Annotated in this window: 13 protein-coding genes; 6 read left to right on the top strand and 7 right to left on the bottom strand. The window is 45.2% G+C overall.

What is annotated here, in order from left to right:
• Window positions 1–3: 3 nt before the first annotated feature.
• The 4 genes from FKX85_RS12590 to FKX85_RS12575 form a co-directional block, all read right to left on the bottom strand.
• On the bottom strand, window positions 4–3,474 hold the full coding sequence (locus FKX85_RS12590) for a SusC/RagA family TonB-linked outer membrane protein (RefSeq protein WP_229239614.1): 3,471 nt from the start codon (window positions 3,472–3,474) through the stop codon (window positions 4–6).
• 154 nt (window positions 3,475–3,628) lie between these two features.
• Complete coding sequence (locus FKX85_RS12585; RefSeq protein WP_141615063.1) at window positions 3,629–4,633, bottom strand: FecR family protein; 1,005 nt, start codon at window positions 4,631–4,633, stop codon at window positions 3,629–3,631.
• A 37-nt stretch (window positions 4,634–4,670) separates the two neighbouring features.
• On the bottom strand, window positions 4,671–5,315 hold the full coding sequence (locus FKX85_RS12580; RefSeq protein WP_141615062.1) for an RNA polymerase sigma factor: 645 nt from the start codon (window positions 5,313–5,315) through the stop codon (window positions 4,671–4,673).
• 397 nt (window positions 5,316–5,712) lie between these two features.
• Window positions 5,713–6,669: a GNAT family N-acetyltransferase gene (locus tag FKX85_RS12575; RefSeq protein ID WP_168196259.1), complete on the bottom strand. Its 957-nt coding sequence runs from the start codon at window positions 6,667–6,669 to the stop codon at window positions 5,713–5,715.
• Between the two features lie 104 nt (window positions 6,670–6,773).
• On the opposite strand from FKX85_RS12575, the gene FKX85_RS12570 reads away from it, so the two are divergent.
• The 6 genes from FKX85_RS12570 to FKX85_RS12545 all read left to right on the top strand — a co-directional run bounded on the left by FKX85_RS12570 (window position 6,774) and on the right by FKX85_RS12545 (window position 17,861).
• Window positions 6,774–7,910: a hypothetical protein gene (locus FKX85_RS12570; protein ID WP_141615060.1), complete on the top strand. Its 1,137-nt coding sequence runs from the start codon at window positions 6,774–6,776 to the stop codon at window positions 7,908–7,910.
• Between the two features lie 508 nt (window positions 7,911–8,418).
• Entirely contained in the window at window positions 8,419–11,484 is a 3,066-nt protein-coding gene (locus FKX85_RS12565; protein ID WP_141615059.1) for a SusC/RagA family TonB-linked outer membrane protein, read from the top strand.
• Between the two features lie 46 nt (window positions 11,485–11,530).
• Window positions 11,531–13,105, top strand: coding sequence for a RagB/SusD family nutrient uptake outer membrane protein (locus FKX85_RS12560; RefSeq protein ID WP_141615058.1), 1,575 nt, complete (start codon window positions 11,531–11,533; stop codon window positions 13,103–13,105).
• A complete protein-coding gene (locus tag FKX85_RS12555) occupies window positions 13,102–14,385 on the top strand; it encodes a TolB-like translocation protein (RefSeq protein WP_141615057.1) in 1,284 nt (427 codons plus the stop codon). The genes FKX85_RS12560 and FKX85_RS12555 overlap by 4 nt, the downstream gene beginning before the upstream one ends.
• A 947-nt stretch (window positions 14,386–15,332) precedes the next feature.
• Window positions 15,333–16,811, top strand: a complete 1,479-nt coding sequence (locus FKX85_RS12550; RefSeq protein ID WP_141615056.1) for an arylsulfatase — start codon at window positions 15,333–15,335, stop codon at window positions 16,809–16,811.
• Window positions 16,812–16,967: 156 nt separating this feature from the next.
• Entirely contained in the window at window positions 16,968–17,861 is an 894-nt protein-coding gene (locus tag FKX85_RS12545) for a DUF6528 family protein (protein ID WP_141615055.1), read from the top strand.
• A gap of 106 nt (window positions 17,862–17,967) precedes the next feature.
• Here the strand turns inward: FKX85_RS12545 and FKX85_RS12540 are convergent, their stop codons facing one another.
• The 3 genes from FKX85_RS12540 to FKX85_RS12530 form a co-directional block, all read right to left on the bottom strand.
• Window positions 17,968–18,804, bottom strand: coding sequence for an alpha/beta hydrolase (locus FKX85_RS12540; RefSeq protein WP_141615054.1), 837 nt, complete (start codon window positions 18,802–18,804; stop codon window positions 17,968–17,970).
• A gap of 136 nt (window positions 18,805–18,940) precedes the next feature.
• Window positions 18,941–19,912 carry a polysaccharide deacetylase family protein gene (locus FKX85_RS12535; protein WP_141615053.1) on the bottom strand — a complete coding sequence of 324 codons (972 nt, stop codon included), beginning with the start codon at window positions 19,910–19,912 and terminating at the stop codon, window positions 18,941–18,943.
• 11 nt (window positions 19,913–19,923) lie between these two features.
• Complete coding sequence (locus FKX85_RS12530; RefSeq protein WP_141615052.1) at window positions 19,924–21,156, bottom strand: hypothetical protein; 1,233 nt, start codon at window positions 21,154–21,156, stop codon at window positions 19,924–19,926.
• Window positions 21,157–21,474: the final 318 nt, after the last annotated feature.

The following is a 21,474-nucleotide window of genomic DNA, read 5'->3' as shown; positions in this document are numbered from 1 at the left end:
TCATTAAAAGTTTATTTTCGCTCCGAAAGTGATGATCCTCGGTACCGGATAAGAACCGTAGTCCACTCCTATCATTGCTCCGGATGGCAAGCTGGCCCCGCTACTGGATGTGCCCGAATAAGTGGTCGGCGTATAGGTTGTGTTTTCAGGATCATAATTGGAATAATCGGTAAACAGGAAGGCATTGTCGACATTGACATACACCCTTGCTGTATTGATCGGGGTTTTGGCAATCCAAGAAGTCGGAAGGGTGTAGGACAATCTGATATTGCGTACCCTTAGATAAGAAGCATCTTCCACCCAATAGGTTGAAAATTTCTCCTGAAGCCCCTGTGGCTGTATGGTAGGCTTAAAATGCTCACCATCTCCAGGGTCATTTTCCGATCTCCAGTAATTGGCCACATCGGCAAAAGCGTTCCGGCCACCATTCCAGATACCATTGTAGCGGATCAGTTGATTGACGATTTCACCACCGTAGGCTCCCTGAAGCATAAATGAAAACTCAAACCCTTTGTATCCAAAAGAGTTGGTAAACCCGAAGGTAAAATCAGGTTGGTAATTACCGATGATCGTCCGGTCATCTTCGGTAATTTCTCCATCGCCATTGACGTCACGGACTTTAGGGTCGCCAGGGCTGGTGGAAGGATGGTGTGGGTAATCCGCTATTTCTTCCTGGTTATTGAACACGCCATCAAATATGTAGCCGTAAAAATTTGAAATAGGCTGGCCTACTTCTGTCTTCACAGTAGCCACGTAATCGGTATAAATGATTGGACTGTTGTCCGGTCCCAGCTTAAGTACCTCATTTCGATTAACGGAATAGTTTAGGCTGGTATTCCAAAGGATCGCCCCCAACTCTTCATTGACGCCCACACTCAACTCGATACCGCGGTTTCTGACACTTCCCACATTGGTCAGCTGTGTCGAAAACCCTGTGATATCTGGAATCGGTACATTCAGCAACAGGTCATTTGTGGTGGAATTATAGAAATTGGCCGTGAAATTCAGGGCCCCATTAAGTGCCATAAGGTCCAGGCCCACGTTAAACTGCTGGGTTTTTTCCCATTTTAAATTTGGGTTGGAAACCGTTGATACACTTAGGCCATTGAGCAAATCAGTGCTATTGGTGTAATTGGAAGCGTCCAACAGACTAACTGGTCCATAATTAGGGATTTGGTTATTGCCTGTAAGCCCATAACTTACTCTTAGCTTCATGGTGTTGATCCATGAAATGGGCTGCATAAAGGATTCTTCCGACATCATCCAGCCAGCAGAAACAGATGGAAAGTAGCCCCATTGGGTGTTGCTCCCAAACCTAGAACTTCCGTCTCTACGGACGGTGGCCGTCAGGAAATACCGGTAATTGTAGTCATAATTAACCCTGGCCAAATAGGAAAGCATGGACCATTCAGAGGCGGTAGAGGTACCACTGTTCACCGTGCCGGCATTAAGGGTGTGGACCAGGTCATTAGGGTAGTTGCCTGCTCCTACAGCATTGTATTCATCGCGTTGCTTTTGGGCAATGTATCCCAATAGCGCATTAAAGGAATGTTCTCCAGCGGTCCTTTCGTAATGAACCGTATTTTCAGTCAGCCAGTTGAGTGAAAAGATAGATGATTCATTGCCCTGCGCATTAAGATAGGAAGAGTAACCGTATTTCTGTCCCTCGTTTCGGTAACTGTGGCTTCTGCCGTTGTTCAGGTTGGCATTCACGCTGGAACGAAATTTCAGTCCCTCAATGATTTCCCATTCCCCAAAAGCATTGACCAAGGTATTGAATGTCTTGCGCTGACCGGTAATTTCCCTGGTAAGGGAATATGGGTGCCAAAGTTGCAAATCGGAATACTCTGTAAACCGGTACCATTCTGAATTAGGGTCCTTAAAGCCCAAATTGCCATTTTCATTATAAACCGGAAAAATAGGATCACTTTGTAGGCCAAGGCTGACCACATCACTTTTCCCTTGGACACCTTGTGTACGATCATATATGCCAGCCATGGTCAAGTTTAAGCCAAGGCTTATCTTTTCACTGACCTGCTGGCGAATATTGGACCGCAATGTCAATCGTTTATAGTAATTTTCATCCAACACTGCTGTTTGGTCCCGATATCCTCCAGAAAACAGGTATTGCGTTTTATCGTTCCCTCCTGACACTGATAACTCCGTATTGGTCATGGGAGCGGTACGGAACATCACATCCTGCCAATCGGTTCCCTGGCCAAAAATCTCTGGGTTATCGGTAAAGTCAGCAGGAATCTGGTACACTTTGTCCCGCACGCTATTGGGATCACTGGCATTACCACCCGCTGCTACCCAAGCATTGTTATGTGCGTCGATATAATAATCCACAAATTGCTGAGCGTTCATCAGGTCTACCCTTCTCTTCACCTCCTGAACACCAAATTCCTGGGTGAAGGAAATATTGGTTTTGCCTGGCTCTCCTAGCTTGGTCGTGATCAAAATCACCCCATTGGAGCCCCTGGAACCGTAAATGGCTGCAGCACTGGCATCCTTCAGTACTTCCACAGAAGCAATGTCCTGAGGGGAAATCAGGTTAAGGTCAAAATTTTCCATCGGCATCCCATCCACCACATACAGTGGATTGGTACCGGCTGTAATGGAGTTGATCCCCCGGATCCTAATGATGGGTGAAGAGCCTGGAGCACCTTGGCCTTGGGTGATGTTGACTCCCGGGAGTTTCCCTGCCAAGGACTGCGAAACGTCTGAATAGCTCCGGTCCTCAAATTCCTTATAATTGACAGATTCCACAGTCCCTGTCACCGCTCGCTTGTTTTGGGTACCATATCCCACCACGATCACCTCATCCAGGGACTGTAGATCCTCTTCCAGCTCGACAATGATATTGGATTGATTTCCGACAACAATTTCCTGGGCCAAAAAACCAACAAAACTAAACACCAATATTTCCCCTTCGGAAGCATGGATGGAGAAATCACCGTCTATGTCCGTAATGGTGCCACGATCGGTATCCTTTATCCTTACGGTCACACCGGGTATGGGTTGGTTGTCTGTCGCAGAGACCACTTTGCCGCGAATTTCGGCCATGGGACTTTCTTCCATGATTTCGTTGAGCCTTGCTTCACCCTTGTCTCGTTTGCTGACGTGAATATTGTCATTGATCCGCACAAATTTCAGCTGGGTTTGCTGCGCAATATCCGCCAATACTTCTGACATCATGGCGTTGGACCGGTCCAAACTGACCCGGAGGCTTTTGACATCTACCAAACTTGAATTATACGTGAAGTGCAGGGAAGTTTGCTTCTCTAAACTCCCAAACACCTGCTCCAACATGGTGTTCTCCACATTTACAGAAGCGGCGATCTGATCTATACTTTCTTTTTGGGCTTTACTGGTGTGTGCCATCAATACGGCTGTGAAAAACAGCTGCAATATGAACCCTGACACAAAATATCTGGACAGCATAATAACTTGCCTAAGTAGTGTTTTTTCCATACTTTGTTAGCGATTTTAAGTTGAAATGACTTGGAATTTGCCTTTGACAGATTTGGCGATCGACGCAAAGGCAGGAAGGCAGAAGGGCAGTTCTTTCTGCCTTCTCTCTAACTGGAATCTGTGAAGTGCTTTTTCATAAGATGGTTATTTTGGGTTATTGGATAGTGACTGTTTTATTTTCGATAGTGTACTGAAATGAAGAAGCAATGCTGATGCCCTCCATCACATTTCCCAAGGTCTCCTTATAATATACCCCAGAATACGACCAGTCTTTGGGCAATGTAATGGTATTGTGGACTTCCACTCCATACCAAGCTTCCAGCTTCCTTCTCACCTCTTGGAAGGAGTCATTTTTAAACACCAAGTACTTATCCTTCCAGCCAATTACTTCCAATGGATCAAACTCTTTTTTGAATATCATGCCATTGGCTTCTTTGACCATCATCTCTTTGGGCTTTAGGAAAACCTTGTTGCCTTTGTCATCGGCTACTTCCACACTCCCTGTCACCAAGGCTACTGAAAAATCCTTTTCCTGTTTCACATTAAAGGTTGTTCCCAGAACCTTTACACGATTATCACCTGATATGATCACAAAAGGCCTGTCTTTGTCTTTTATCACATCAAAAAAAGCTTCTCCCGTCAGTTTCACCAAGCGCAGGGAATCAGAAAAACGGTCAGGAAATTCCAAAGCGCTTCCTGCATTGAGATGGACTGTGCTACCGTCCGGTAGGGTGATGGTGGACTTCTGCCCTGCTGGGTTATTACGCTTGACCATTTCCGTTTCAATGGCTTTCTTGGGAGGCTTGGTATTGATTGCTTCATATCCTAAATAAAAGCAACCCGCAAGAAAAAGGATTGCCGCTAGGTTTTTCCAAAAATCCCAAGTAAAGACCTTTCCTCTTTTCACCTCCTCTGTCTCTTCTTTTTGGATGATGTTTTCGTACATTTCCATGTATAAATCATCCGAAAGCACTCGCTCATCTTCATAGCCAATGGACCTGATGATTGCACTGGCCTTGTCCACCACCCTTCTCTTCTCGGGGTACTTTTCCAGCCATTTTTTCCAAAAATGATTGGTCTCCTCACCCGGTTTCATTACCCAGGTAATGAAGAACTCATCTTGCAAAAAATCCTCAGTATCAAAATCTTTGTATTTCATATTCAATTATAATAGGGGTTATGCTTTTTATTTTCCCTTATGCTACTTTCAGTAAAGATTTCATACTGGAAATAGCACGGTATACGAGTGTACGGGCGGTTTTGACCTCTTTGAATTCCATGACCTGAGCAATCTCTTCATAGGATAGGTTTTCCCGATAAAGGAGCAAAAGTGCCTGCCGCTGACGGGAAGGAAGTTTATTGAGAGCTTTGTAAAGTGCTGCTTTGATCTCATCATCCCACTCCTTGCTGATCAGCTTGGTTTCATGGGACACCTCGATCGGAAAGATGCCTTCATTCGAGTCAATTGGCTCAAATACCTGGTTTTGCTTGCTCTTTAGTTGCCTGACCAGTTCGCGGTAAAAAATCGTGAAAAGATATCCTTTAATGCTCCTTACCTCCGCCAATCGGGAGCGTTTTCTTCTCAGATCCATAAAAAGCCCTTGGATACAATCCTTGACCATTCCGTCATCCTTGCACACTTGGTAGCCGTAATTAAAAAGTACTGGGACAAACTTTCTGTAGATATAGTTAAATGCAGGCTCATCTCCTTTCTTAAATGCACGCCAGACCTCACTGTCAGGTTTGTCCGTAAAGATCACCATTGCCTGGTTATGATCTTCGGATCTGAGGGAGGAAGCACTATCCGTAACGTTCACGGTATTATTTTGGGTTAGTTTCATGGTTGTGCGGTTTTTGGGCATCTTCTATTAGAAAGAGGGGGGAAAGTACCAAAACAACCTCACTAAAATGGAAGTTTTTATTGTTTTATTTCAAAATATCAAAGAATCACACATTATTAATCTCTAAAAACACCAATTTACAAAATCTACCGAAAGTCAATAGTGTAAAGATTCATTGACCCGTAATAGCTTCTTAACCTCAATTCGATTTAAAAATCGTCACTGCGAGGAAGCATAGCCTGTCCCGATAGCTATATCGGGAACGCGGTAGTCCCGTCTTAAGAATACGAGATTGCTTCCTCCCTCCGGTTGTCGTATGACGGATTGGTATCAATTTTATGGTCGAACTCAGGTTCTTAGCTATTGCTAAAACCAAATAGCATCTTTTTCAATCCCCCTAAAAAAGCTCAAGATCCCCTAAGCTGAACGCCAGGCCCTGCGGAGCAAACAGCTCATCAAACTGCTGATCCTCCAGGCCCAAGTTCCGGAGTGTGACCATGGGACCTTTGGAAACAGAAAAAAAACGATACGCCCCAAAAGATCGAAAATAAACCGGTGACTCACCTGAAAATGTAATGACGGGGACGCGATAGGCACTGACCTGCTGCCTTAATTGCTTACTAAAATCTTTTGCATCGAACTTCCTGGCATTGCCCAACGGGAGCAATTCACATATCCGTAATTCCTGAAATCGCTGGTGTGGCTTTATCCTGAAAATGCACAGGTAACTCTCCCCATCAGAAAACCAGCCATACCGAAAGAGCGGATTCTGTACATATCGCCATTGGATAAATTCGGGAGAAATACACGTCTGCAGCCCATCTATCTCAGCAGAAGACACCTTTGCTAGTAAGCTTGCAGGCCAATCCTGCTGAATGTTTTCCTTGGACTCTCCAGATTTTCTTCCTGAAAACCATCCAAAAGGTCTTACCACAGCCATTTTTATGGGTAGATTCCCCCGCTTTTGCCATCCCATCTTGAGATAGCCCGGCATGCTTTTGGAATTTGGGGTATTAAAAATAAATTGATACTCCTCTTGGCGACATGCTTGGGTCAATGTATGGGTCAGTTTTCTAAAAATCCCTTTACCCTGATAATCAGGATGAACCGCTGTATCCACTGCCCTTATGGCCTTGATAAATTGGCCGCTCTGTGAGAATCCCCACTGCATAAAAGCCCGCACCCCAACGATATCGTCCTGTTCTTCCGCCACGAGGACCGGTGATGCGCCAAAAGGATTGTCCACATGCTTCCATTGCCATAAATCCAAGCTCTTCGGCAGCATGGTTTCTCCCAGAGAACATTTTAATAAACCTACTATCGCAGCATGGTCTGTCGGCGTTGCTTCTCTCAAATGCATTGGACTAAAATAGGGGGAAACAAGGGGAATATTTCAGCCTCTGCTATTTTTTTTCACTTCAATACCTGACTTTTGTACGGGATGTTATTGCCACCGCTATGATTCAGGCCTTACTGTTACTTACATTGAGTTTTCTTCTGTTTTATTCCAATCATTATTTGGGACGGAAAAATGGCTTTACTTTTCAGCAAACCGCCCATTTGCACATCTTACTGGTCTATCACCTGGGCTTTAGCTATTTCTTTTATCGGTATGTGACTGCTTTTGGCGGAGATGCCATTGTTTACTGGAACCTTAACGGCCCTCTGGCCAACCCTGATGCCAATGGTTGGTGGGATTATTTCGGAATAGGGTATCCTTTTATGTATTGGCTAAACTATATCCCCTCCCGCTATTTTGGTTGGGATATGCTCTCTGGATTCTTCCTTTACGCGATGCTCAGCTATACTGGATTCAGGTGGCTATTGATACGGCTCACCAGGGACTACCAAGGTATGAAATCATTTCTCGGCTTGCCATGGCCAGTGTACATCCTTTATCTTCCCAACCTCCACTTTTGGACGGGGGGAATAGGTAAGGAAGCGTTGTGCTTTTTTGCGTTGGTCTTGATCATAATGGGGATCAGCAAGAAAAAGTGGACGGGAGCCCTTATCGGAATATTGCTGATCTTTATGGTCAGGACTTATTTTGCCTGGCTTGTCCTCATTAGTTTTGGGTTTGCCGCATTGCTGTTTGGCAGTTCCAAGAAATATAAATTCCGGTGGGGCATTTCCTGTATTCTTGTGGCATTGGCAGCCTTCCCTGCGTTGCTCTGGTACGTGGGGATGGAGCATTTCAGCCTAGAAGCCATCCAACAAATCGTTCATCACCAATTCTCCATGCTTTCAGGCAAAGGAGTCGGTTCCTCCGTGGACATGGCCAACTACTCTTTTTTTATGCGGCTATTCACCTTTTGGTTTAGACCTTTGTTTTTGGATGCACACAATACCACCTCCTTTTTGGCTTCCTTTGAAAACCTTATTTTAATGGGGGGATTCTTGGCAATGGCCATTAAAAGCAAAAGAAGTAACTGGAAAGACCTACCCTTATTTTTAAAGTTTGGCCTGATACTGTTCTTGGCCTCTTCACTGGTCTACATGAACATCCTCAGCAATTTGGGCATCATGATGCGTATGAAAAGCCTCTTTATGCTATTTCCCCTTCTTGCGGGAGCTTGGATGGTGAAGAGAGAATAAAGTATCAAGTATTGAGATATGAGTATTGAAACGTCATTGCGAACGCAGAGCAACGGAGTGAAGCAATCTCCTTCTCTTGAGATGAGACTGCCCCGTCGTTCCTCCCTGCTTGGCTTCAGACAAGCCTGCCTATGGCTCCAGACAAGCCTGCCTATGGCTCCAGACAAGCCTGCTTGGCTCCAGACAAGATCGCAGTGACGGTTTTGAAGAAAAAAGTAAGAGAAAAAGTGTCAAGTAATTTCAGAACGTGACAAAGTCAAAGTGAAAAAATTAGTTCCTCACCCTGCGGGGAAGGTTAGGTGGGCCATTTTGGAGCAAAGGCATTTTTAGTATCAAGCACCCATTCTCCCCTTCATCACCTTAATCAGGCCAAAAAAAGTCATTTTACACCACTTATACTCATTTTTCATACATCACAGTCCAGAACGGATTCTTAAAAATCATTGAATACCTTGGAAAATACATAAAGTTAAAGGTTAACCAATTATCATTAAACCCAATTAACCAGATGAAAAAAGTAATTACCCTAAGATTGCCCTGGAGGCAAAGTTTGCTTGCTTTACTATCCACGGCGTGTAGTTTGGGCATTTCAGACGCCTATGCTACCACTATGAACAAAAAGCCTTTGATCACCGTCAATGGTATCAATGAGGCAGAGAAGGTAATCACCGGAACGGTGGTTTCCAGTGAAGACAACGAGCCACTCCCTGGTGTAAGTATACTGCTGCAAGGCTCGGGAACAGGCACGGTAACCGATATTGATGGGAAATTCACGTTGGAAATTCCAGATGAAGGCGCAGTGCTGATTTTCAGTTCTATCGGTTTTGTCAGGCAAGAAGTGGCTGTAGGTGACAAGACCACGTTAACGATCACGATGGAAGCCGACCTTCAACAGCTTGGTGAGGTAGTCGTGGTAGGATATGGTACCCAACGCAAGAAGGACATCACGGGAGCTGTTTCCTCCGTGGGAGAAAAAGACTTCAACACCGGCATGTCGGTGGCTCCGGAACAATTGCTGCAAGGAAAAGTCGCTGGAGTAAACATCGTCCAGAACAGTGGCCAGCCCGGAGCAGCCTCCACGGTCAGGATTCGTGGGGTCAATTCCATCTCGGCAGGCAACGAACCGCTGTATGTCATCGATGGAGTACCCATGCAGTTTAATTCTGCCAATAATTTCGTGTCTTCCATGCAAGGTAGTTCTCCATTTTCTTCTGAAGGCACCAATCCCCTAAACTCCATCAACCCGTCCGATATCGAGTCCATCGATATCCTAAAAGATGCCTCTGCCACGGCCATCTATGGTTCCAGAGGGGCTAATGGTGTCATCATCATCACTACTAAAAACAAAAGCGGTGGTGAGACACTTACCTACGACACCTATGTCGGAGTTTCCAACATCCGCAAAACATTGCCCGTACTGTCAGCTGACCAATATCGGGATTATGCCGAATCAAATGGGCTAAATTATCCAGACGAGGGTGCCAACACCTTTTGGCAGGACGAGATCTTCCGAACGGCGGTAAGCCAAAACCACAATGTAGCTTTTGGCGGTGGTTCTGCAGCCAGTACATTCCGGGCTTCCCTGGGCTATACTGACCAGCAAGGGATCCTGCTTTCCTCTGGCCTAAAAAAATATACCGCCCGCTTTAACGGTACACACAAAGCCCTGGAAGGGAGGTTGAGACTGGGCATCAATATGACTTATGGTAAAACCGCCGAGGACAACACTCCCATTTCTTCGAATATCAACAACGAGGGCGGCAATATCCTGAAAGATGCCATCCGATGGGCGCCTACCCTACCTGTTACCAATCCCGATGGCTCTTATTACCAAATCGGTGAGCTCCGGATCAACCCCGTTTCGTGGGTAGAAGTGGACGATGAGCGTAACACTAACCTCTTTTTGGGAAATGTGGATGTGGCCTTTGACATTATGGACGAGCTTACTTTCAGGATAAACATGGGCCATAACGACCAATATGTGGAACGATTTACCAATATGCCGTCTACGCATCCCTCAGGAGAAACCGATGGAGGAAGAGCTTCCATCAACAAGCTGAAAAATTACAGTTCGGTTATGGAAGCGACATTGACCTACAACAAAGACCTGGGCAATAACACCAACCTAAACCTACTTGGAGGATATTCCTTTCAGCGTTTTGTGACCGAATATACATTTACAGAGGCCAACAATTTTGTTTCTTCTTCGGTAAAATGGAATTTGATCCAATCTGGAAATATTCTTTCCAATACTTCATATAAGTCTGCAAACAGGCTGGCATCGGTCTTTGGTCGTGCCAATCTCCGGCTAAAGGACCGCTACTTGTTTACCTTTACCCTGAGAAACGACGGTTCCAGCCGGTTTGGTGAAAACAACCGATGGGGACTTTTTCCTTCCGGAGCCTTTGCCTGGAACATGGCCGAGGAAAATTTCATGAAATCAAGTGCTTTCGATCAGCTGAAACTGCGTTTGGGATATGGGGTGACCGGTAACCAGGAAATCCCCAATGACCTTTATCGTCAGCAACTGGGTATCGCCGGATCTGCCGTGTACGTTTTGGGAGGTGAGGCGATCCCTAGTGTCCTTCCCACCAACTATGCCAATCCTGACCTGCAATGGGAACAGACCAATCAGCTGAACATTGGTGTTGACTTCGGCTTTTGGGAAAATCGTCTGACCGGTACCATCGATTATTACGAGAAGTTCACCAACAACCTTTTGCTCCAATTTTCTACGGCAGCACCATCGGTGGTCAACACTCAATGGGCCAATGTAGGCGAAGTGGAAAACAAAGGGCTTGAGGTCTCGCTAAATGCCGACCTGATGATCGATCGTTCATTTACATGGAACATGAACGTCAACTTCTCCCGTAACCGCAATGAAGTCACCTCCCTCTCCAATGAGCAGTTTTCGAGGGACGAAATCAGAACTTCCCCCTTGTCTGGTGTGATCACACCGAAGGATTTTTCGCAAATCATCAAACCGGGATTGCCACTGGGCACCTTTTATGGCCGCCAGTACACGGGCATAGACGAGAATGGCATGGAAACTTACCTCGACGAAGATGGGGTTGATGGTGCTGACCTTGTTGTGATCGGAAACGCCAACCCGGACTTTATCTACGGAATGACACATCGCTTCACCTGGAACAATTTTGATGCTTCCTTGACCCTGCGGGGGGTAGTGGGCAATGATGTACTGAACAACACAGCCGCGGAATTTTCCTACACCAACTCCACTCCCGGTATCAATATCCTGGAATCCTCACTGAATTCCGGAGTAAGCAGGGACCAAACCGCTCAATTCTCCTCAAGATGGATTGAAGATGGCAGCTACCTGAGACTGGACAATATTAACATAGGTTATAACTTCGATGTCTCGGCAGTTGGTTTTCTAAAAAGGGCAAGACTGTACGTCACTAGCCAAAACCTATTTGTAATTACCGGTTACAGTGGTTTCGATCCAGAAGTACGGACCAATACAAACGGTGGTGGCAATGCTGCCATTGGTATCGATTACTTGGCTTATCCACGCCCGCGTGTATTCATGTTGGGAGGAAGCTTTGCCTTCTGATACTTGCCAAGGAAAGTGATCTTAAAACCGTTAAAATCAACTCACAATGAAAAATATTATCAATAGCTATAAAAAAACGCTTACCCTCGCTTCCGCATTAGTGCTGGGCACATTGGGTAGCTGCTCCCTTGACGAAGAAGTGTACTCCATCTACACACCGGAGACTTTTTACTCCAATGAAAAAGAAGTACTGTCTTCTCTGTCCGGAGTCTATCGAAACTTTGCCCAGATTACCGGGATGGGCGCGGAATACAGGACACTGGAACTGTCTGCTGACCAAGTGGTCGTCCATGGTAAAATCCAAGGCTGGTGGGCAAACAGTGATTTTGAACAGCTGATGGAGCATGAATGGGATGCCACTCACGCCTATATTGCGGGCACTTGGAACACCCTTTTTGGCACCGTAGGCCAAGCCAATGCGCTGATTGATGCCTTGGACGCTTCTGGGCTGGAGGGCATCGAAGGGCCGAGGGCAGAACTGCAGGCATTAAGGGCTTTTGCCTACTTCTATTTGGTGGACCTATACGGCAATGTCCCGATTTTCACCGCACCAAAAGTAGACCCATTGGACTTACCGACACAAAATACGAGAGCGGAAGTAGTAGATTTTATCATTGCTGAACTCGAAACCGCCCTTCCCAACCTTCCTTCCCAAACCGAAGTGGGAAGCGAATACTACGGACGGTTTACTAGAGAGGCTGGTTACACCCTTTTGGCGACCCTCTATCTTAACGCTGAAGTGTACACCGGCACCGCCCAGTGGGACAAAGCCATAGAATATGCCGACATGGTCATTAACTCGGGAGCCTATCTGTTGCTGCCGGACTACTTTGACAATTTTGTCCATGACAATGAGGAAAACGCAGAGTTTATTTTCGGCGGCATCTATACGCCCAATATTCCAGGGGGAATCGGCCACCCACTGGTTCAGAAAGTTCTTCCCGGGATCAGTGGCGGCTTGTTTGGATTGCCTTATACCCCACAAAATGGCTTTGGCACCAGACCCTCTATCTTTGACCTTTATGAAGACCAAGATGACAGAAAAAACATGTTCCTGGGCCACGGGCCGATGAAAGATCCTCGTAACGGGGAAGTGGTGATGGTAGAGCGAGTAGTCCCAGACAATAACAGCAACCTATATCGTGAAGGCTCTTCGTCAGAAGGCCCGGTTCCTTACGAAATCATCCCCGCCACCGGCATCAGAAACCAACCTATGAATGCAGGCATCAAGTGGATAAAATGGGGACTCGACCCTAATACCAATGGCGGAAATGCCAGTAATGACATCGCCTTTTTCCGGTACGCAGACGTCCTGCTGATCAAAGCAGAAGCGCTGGCAAGGCAGGGGAATTTTGGAGAAGCAACCACCTTGGTCAACCAAGTCCGAGAGCGAAGCAATGCTTCCACGCTCACCACGGTTACCTTAGAAGACATATTGAATGAAAGAGGCAGGGAATTGGCCTTTGAGCTGGCCAGAAGAAGGGATTTGATTCGCTTTGGCAAGTTTAATGACGCATGGGAATTTAAGAAAGCTTCCGAATCTTTCAGGACACTTTACCCTATTCCAAGTACAGCAATCGATGCCAATCCTAATCTACAACAAAACCAAGGATACCAATGAAAATCACACCATTAACCACCAACTTTTCTACCCTGTTCATGAAAAAAATCATGGTGACGGGCAGTATCATCATGGGCCTCTTTGGGGCCCATTTTGGCCATTCGCAGACCATAGCGGGGAAAGATTACTCACCCAGAAGTAACGTGGACAAGACCTTTGACATGGTCGGTGCCAATGCCTTTGGCCAGCACTTTCCGGCCGAAAGTTTCACCTTTGACGATGAAGTGACTGGGAAAAAGGTCATTGCCCTGACCACTTCCAGGCACCAAAACTCCAAAATCTACCAGACCCATCCCCAATGGACACCTGATGGAAAACACATTGTATTCCGATCGGATCGCTCGGGGAAAGGGCTGGCTTATGCCATATCAATGGACAACCATGAAATCACTCAGATTGCTTCTGGAGATGATGGAAGTGGTTTTCACCTTGGCTGGAAGGAAAATTTCGCCTATCATTTCCGCAATGATTCGCTAATAAGGCTTGACCTGAAAACACTGCTGGAAGACAGTGGTACGGGCCGAGTGGCCAATAAATCCTCCTACGAAAACGTCATCTGCGTATTAGATGCCAACATGCATCCAAACGGTATGGCCTTGGATTATGATGAAGAAAGTCTTTATTTTTCCACCCGGGTAATGGACGGTGAATCCTCTATTTATCAAGTGGACTTGGCTTCGGGAAACATCTCTGAGATGCTCACTGTTCCTTTCAGAATCGGTCATTTACAAGCCAATCCCTACAAAGCCGGTGAAATGATGTATTGCTGGGAAACAGGCGGGGATGCACCGCAGCGGATCTGGATGGCCAGCATCGACAGAAATGGCCAGGTAACCAATCGCCCGCTTTATGATGAGTCCGATGAAACATGGGTAACCCATGAAGTATTCCTTGACAAAGACCACATTGGTTTTAATATCATGGGCCACTTGGACAGGCTGCAAAAAGGGGACAATGGTATTTATTCATTGAATATCCGCACGGACAAACTGACCTTCCACGGACAGCAGGACTGGGGAGGGTATTGGCATACTGCCGGAACGACTGACCTAAAATGGATCGTCGGAGACACCTTCAATGGCGATATTTACCGCATCGAATATGGCAACCCAAGTAATACAACACTACTGACCACAGGACATCGCCTCACTAGCAAAAGCCCCTTTTCCAGCGAAGCACATTCCCATCATTCTATCAGCCCTGACGGCAAATGGCTGCTGTTCAATTCCAGTTTGCTGACCGAAAGTGACATTATGATCATGCCATTGATAGAAGACTAGGGGAAAAGTATCAAGTAGCTGGTATCTGGTATCAAGATGAAAGTAGTTTAACCACTGATGGGGCCATTCCTCAAACCCAAAACTGTGTTTACCCTTCCAGCTATAGCTAATTTATTCCTTAACTTATTTAGCATCGATTAGGAACCGAGGGGTGAACGAAGGAATAACTCATTTTTGGAGTTATGAAAACCATTATCAAAATTATGAGCCTGCGCAATCATACACGTAGCCAAGCATAATTGAATAAATAGTGTTTCCGTCCTTTTATTCAGGTGTGAAATAGCTTTCAATAGGTCTTCATGAATGCTATGCATTTCCATTGATGAAAAGGGCCAAAAATACAGTCCTGTGGTGATACCTTTCTATTGGGAAAAACAAATTTTCCTGTGAGGACAATACGTTACCCAATTTAATTTAAGAAAACTGCTCCGGCCTGAAAATGAATGGATCTCGCTGTTCCACGACACGAGCTAATTCATTTTCTTAACGGCCTGCTCATTTTTCTTAAACCGGTCTCACCAAGGGAATTCTTAACTTTCCAAATCACATTTTGGAATGGTACCACTACGGGTAAAATTACCGATAGTCATTTTATAAAATATGATTCTGGCGAATACTACAGATGTAAGCAGTACAAACCAATGATTTTCCATATGTTATGGAATATTTGAATTTTAGAATTTTCCAATTCCACAAATCTCATCACAGTACAGGACAATCAAATAAACGGTAAAACCTAAATTGAATGATTGAAATAACTACTGGCGTCCGATTAAATTTCAAATATGATCAAAAACTGTCTTTAAATCGAAATTTGAGGGTTTTTATTCCAATCCCTAAAATGGCCCCCATCCCTAAAGGGGAGCTTTAGGGGATTTAGGGGTGAAAACAGTTGATTTTTCTCAATTTGACGATTGTTTTCTCGGACACCAGTAAAATACCCAATTATGAAGTCTAAAAATAGCCTCTTTTATATGTGCTTGTCGGTAGTTACACTGCTGGCGTGCCAAAGCAAGAATGCTTCCCGCGAAAAACAACAAACTGAAACACCTCCCAATATCATCTTTATCCTTGCTGATGATTTAGGATACGGGGATGTAAGTTGCTACGGCCAGCAAAAATTCAACACACCCAATATTGACCGCTTGGCGTCACAGGGCATGCTGTTTACCGATCACTATGCAGGTACTGCCGTATGCTCCCCTTCGCGAGCCACTTTAATGACAGGACAGCACACGGGACATGTGGCCATCCGCGATAACAGAAGCCTGGATCCTTCGCCCTACGGTTTCCGAGAACGAGAAGGCCAGTTTCCACTTGCTGACTCTATCGTAACCATGCCTGAAATGTTACAAAAAGCCGGTTATGTCACCGGTGCCTTTGGCAAATGGGGACTTGGAGGCCCTGCTACCGAAGGAGAACCCAATAACCAAGGATTTGATGAATTTTATGGTTATGTCTGTCAATCGCTCGCCCATAATTATTATCCCGACCACCTTTGGGACAATCAGGAGAAAATCATGCTCCACGGTAATGATGCTGGGGAGTTTGGTGCGTACTCCCCCGAATTGATGCAGCAGGAAGCATTAAAGTTTATTGAGGCTAACCAAAAAAAACCATTTTTTCTCTTTCTCCCTACCCCACTTCCCCATGCTGAATTGCTTGCACCAGCAAAAGAAATGGCTATTTTTGAGGGTAAACTAGAAGAAGGAGAACCTTATGCGGGTACAGATGAGGGGCCAGGTTTTCGGAAAGGGCGATTGGGTTCGCAAGAAAAGCCCCATGCTGCTTTTGCGGCAATGGTAAAAATACTCGATGACCAAGTGGGTGAAATCATGAAAACAGTGGATTCGCTTGGCATGGCCAATAATACACTGATCATCTTTACTTCCGACAATGGCCCTCATATCGAAGGCGGTGGAGATCCGGAGTTTTTTGACAGCAATGGCCCGCTAAAAGGCATCAAAAGGGATTTGTATGAAGGAGGAATCAGGGTGCCACTGATCATGAGATGGCCAGGAAGAATCCAGGCAAACAGCACCAATGACCATCCCTCTGCCTTTTGGGACTTCATGGCCACCTTTGCAGATCTGGCCGGCACCAATGCTCCTGAAAACGGAGATGGCATCTCCATGCTCCCAACTATACTGGGCAATGATAATCAGCAGCAAAAGCATCCTCATCTCTATTGGGAATACCATGGTGAAGCAGGAAAGCAAGCGGTCCGCATGGACAAGTGGAAAGCGGTGAGAAGGAATATTCGGGAGGGCAATCAAACCATCGAATTGTACGATCTGGAAAATGATTTGGGAGAGACTACCGATGTGGCCGGCCAACATCCCGAAATTGTTCAAAAAATGGATTCAATTCTAAGGGCAGCGCATGACACCAACCCAACCTTTAAGCTTGGGTATTTGGATGAATGATGTAGGATCAGAAAGGTTTTTAACAAATCTAATCGTCCAAGAAAAGTTAGCTCACCAGTAACCTTCATACACTTTCGGATAAACTTTCAATGATTTATCTTTCCTTTTGCAATCAAAATGTTTAATTGCAAAAGGAAACCAAAATCTAAGATACCGTTGAAACTAAACCGGCTTTATATCCCTTTTCTGCTTATCGTTTTGGCTTTTGGCCTATCCTTTTGTCAGCCTAAGGAATCTGAAAAGATGCTCTTGGTATGTGGTGACAGCAAAGTACTGATGGTGGACTATCATAAATCAGTGGAATCAGGAGCGCCTTCCATTGCTTGGACCTGGGATGCACATGAGGCAAAGGATCTTCCAGAAAAATACCGCTCCAAAAGATTCAACACCATGGACGATTGTAAAGCCATCAATGGTGGTGAGCAGCTATTGGTTTCGTCATCTTCGGGCGGCGTGGCGCTCATCGATACCAAAGACAGCAAAGTCCAATTTTACGCCACCGTTCCCAATGCCCATTCCGTAGAAATCCTACCTAAGGATCGACTTGTGGCGGCTGCATCTACCAGCAGCACCGGAAATAAAATCATGCTATTTGATATCCATCGGCCCGAAAAGGTGATTTTTGAGGACAGCTTGTACTCGGCCCATGGAGTGGTCTGGCATAAGGAGAATGAACGGCTTTATGCTTTGGGGTACGATGTATTGAGGGCTTACAAAATGCCTTCAGCGGATAAGCTGGTACTGGAAAAAGAATGGAAAATACCAGGTGAAGGCGGGCATGATTTGCAGCTGGTCCCTGATGGCAGACACTTCCTCATGACGGAGCATACCGGTGCGTGGACCTTTGATATTGAGGAAGAAAAATTTGAAAAAATAGCAGATTTTCCACAAGCAGAAAACATCAAAAGTATCGGAAAGGATGCCTCAGGTCAATTTATCTTTACCGTTCCAGAAAAAAGCTGGTGGACGCATCATGTAAGCTTTCACTTGCCCGAGCAAAAGCTGGCCTTTCCTGATATGAAAGTATACAAAGCCAGATGGATGAATTGATCTGTAGGTGATAGGGTATATGTAGCGGAGGTTAAATTAATCGAGCAGAGCATTTGAAATGTCCTGCTCGATTAATTCGCATTCCACATGCCGGTTAGCCGCTCATTCAGTCGGATTTTTTATCTTCCAATTTCTTTACGATCCTATCCACTTCATTCAGCAGCAACGGAAATGCAGGATGGGTCATATTATGACCATAGCCTTCCATTTCATAAAGGGTGGTTTCCTGATGACCGGCCACTTTCATCATGCGCATCATGTAAGCGTTTTCCTCATATCTTCCCAGCATTTCCATCTCCCTGTCGCCAGTGATCAGCAGCAGCGGCGGGGCATCCGATCGTACATGATAGAGCGGTGCCAATTCATCGATGATGGGTTGTGTTCCAGCAATCTCCCGTTCCTCCCTTACGGTAAAATGGGTGATCATATGGCCACTAAAAGGAATCAATCCCGCCAGATCATTGGCATCCAGATCGTACTTGGCCAGCCATGCTTTATCCATGCCCACCATGGCCGCTAGATAACCTCCCGCCGAGTGTCCAGACAGAAAAACCAATGAAGGATCGCCTCCATAAGCTTCAATATGCTTCATCGTCCATGCAATGGCCGCCGCCGCATCCTCAATGTACGCTGGAGCACCTATTTTGGGATATAACCTATAATTCACCCCTACCACAGCGATTCCCTTTTCCTTTAATGCTTCTGGAATTTCCTTCTGCCCTGCACTCAACCCGCCTCCATGAAACCACACCACGGTGGGAAATCCTTCTTTATCAGTAGGAAAATAGAGGTCCAACATACAACGCTCTTGGATATAATCGTCCATCTCACGAACAGCGGCATCGTAGTAGGGAATATTCTTTTTGGTAGTATAAGGAGTCTCTTGCGCAAATCCCGAAAAGCATAACGCTATAAAAAAGATGGTTAAGAAAGTTCTCTTCATTTTATATTTTTTTTGGATTGATGGTAAGCCTATCACAGCAGAAAAGGATATTTTAACCTACAGACACTATTGATCAGCGCACAAATTAAGGCTTAAATTATTAACCTCCCACAGATGTAAAACTAAATTTATCAGCTTAATTTCTTAGGACGTTAAGCTCCCCTGCCAACTGCCCCATATTTACAGAGCACATTCCATATTGACCCTTTAGTTTTATAAACGTGTCCAGCAGCTGGCAAAGCTCCAGCATACTTTCTTCAGGGGCATGGCCAAAATTATGAGGATGCCACCATAAATGATAAACCAAATTGTGCTTGGCCGCATATGTCATCTCACTGATGACACGGTTCATTCGTACTACATTTAATGGTTTGCGTGTCTTACTAAAAGGTCTTAAAAGACGCGATGCAGGCAACTGGACTGGAAAATCTTCCCCAGGCAATACTGCTTCCAAAGGAAAAGATGTTCTTTTACCAAGCGGCAGCAATGTATCTACAGTCCTGAAGACCCTTTCCACGAGTCCGGCATGCTGAGGAGCTTTCCAAAACCAATTGGAAGGATTCACCCTGACCACGCTGAATCCTTCATCTTTGCAGATTTTTAGGCTTTCCTGGTCAAACTGATTTCGCGGAAACACCAATGACTGAAGGTCCACCCCACATTTTTCTTCCGCAATTCTTCTGGCTACCTTCAAGTCGGACCTGAACTGCTCCAATTGCTGCCCTGGCTCACAGGTATAATAGTGCGAAAAGGTATGGCTTCCCAGTTCCTGATTTGGGGTTTGTAATAATTGCTTTACCAACGAAAAGCCGCTGTGAACCGCTGGATCGTAAGCATTTTGTGCAATCCATTGATAAGGAGATAGCTGCTGGTTTCGGTAGGTAGGTATAGTTTCGGGACGATAATGCTCCCATTCCTCCCTACTTTCGGTCAGCAGCATTCCAACAGTAGCCCAGGTAGCGGCCACTTCATAACGTTCAAACACCTCCAAGACCTGCGGGATGACAGCAATCGTCTTTTTAAAATAATCCTTTTTCTCCGCCACAGAGACCTTGTCAAAAATCCCCCAGTGCAGTTCAAAATCCAGTGATATTACCAAAAATGACATAATGCTGCTTGCTAGTGAGTTGGATGATCAATAAAGGCCTTCCTTCTTTCCTCCTTTAACTGCGCCTTCTCTTTCTGATGCTTCATCAGTTTTACTTTTCTTTTAATTGTCTCGGTTTTTTTCCAATCCAGGAACGCGACAATCACAAAAAACATAAAGTACATGATCATGCTTTTTTGACGGATAATGATGCCCAAATTGGACATAATAAAGGTCATGGAAAATGAAATGCTCAAAAACACCACGGCCGACATTTTGACCATAGCGGAAGCTTGTTTGATGAACTTAAGAAATCCTTTTTGAAAAAGCTTGGCAAAGAACACCAGGTACAGAAGGTTTTCCAGTGACACAAAAATCCCAAGAAAATTAGGGGCATCAAAAAACAGCGGCCTAAACCAAAAGGTAAACAACTTTACGGGCAGGCTATAGCCTTGCATATCCACCGCTGAACCCGCATGCTGTAATTGTCCACCGATAAATGCGGTATTGTTCATAAAGCTCTCCAGCACATTGTCTTCATCCAATCTCAAAAATACCAACAGATCATCGTAGATAAAGATCGATATCCCGATCCCGCCGATGGCAATCAAAATCTTTTGGTACAAGGGCATTTTTTCCCTTCCCAACATAAACGACATCCCCATCCCGATCATAATGGCAAAAAAGATATGGGGACGCACAAAGTAGGTCAAAAATCCCCCCAGGACAATGTATACTTTTCTTTTGCCCGGTAATGAAAGCCCAAAAACCAAAAGGCTAATTCCACAGAAAATCAGGCTCCCCTTCCCCAGTGAAGATGTCCAAAAGTGCATATTGGGCAAAAACATCAATAAATTAACCACATCATAACCTCTAAACTTGATGTTCAGCCGAAGGTTTTCCCTGAAAAACAAATAGAAAAAGACAAACCCTGTATATCCGATCCAGGCAAAAAGCACCATCATCATCTCATAGCTGAAATGGAGGTACTGCACAAAGGGCCAGGCTATCCATTCGATAAAATGAGTGCCGTGGGAAAAGAGTGTCGACCAACTTTCTACTGTGGCGGCATCGTGAAAATAAGCGTGGGAATCTGAATTTCTGAAAATGGCATAGGTATAATAAATAATACCAAAAAGCATATGGTACCAATACAGGTTGGTCATTGTACGGATGCTCAAGACCCTGTACTTCCGCTTCAGCCGCCGCAACAGCGATAGGCTCACGGCATAAAGTATCCCGATTAATACTACCCCTCCAATCATCTTATGCTAATGTTCTATATGTTTTGGTTTTGTCCCATAATTGCTAGTTGTTCAATTCCAAGGATTAAGCTGCCCTTACAGGGCGCTGAAAATTCTACCTACATGATAGCCCAATGGAGGATCCGGGCTGAATTGAATTCCCCTTTCAGGGGCATTTATATTAGCTTTAATGCCAAATATTATGGCAGCACAAAACTACATCTTAGTTCATCGACACCAAACCTGACATAAACCAAAGGCTGAAAGCCTTACTTCGTCCCAACCCAAGGCAGCACCTTGGGGAATGAGCATTGCCCTATTCCCAAGCAGGCTGAAGGC

The sequence above is a fragment of the Echinicola soli genome (assembly GCF_006575665.1).
GTDB lineage: Bacteria > Bacteroidota > Bacteroidia > Cytophagales > Cyclobacteriaceae > Echinicola > Echinicola soli.
This window is presented reverse-complemented; position numbering and strand designations above follow the sequence as displayed.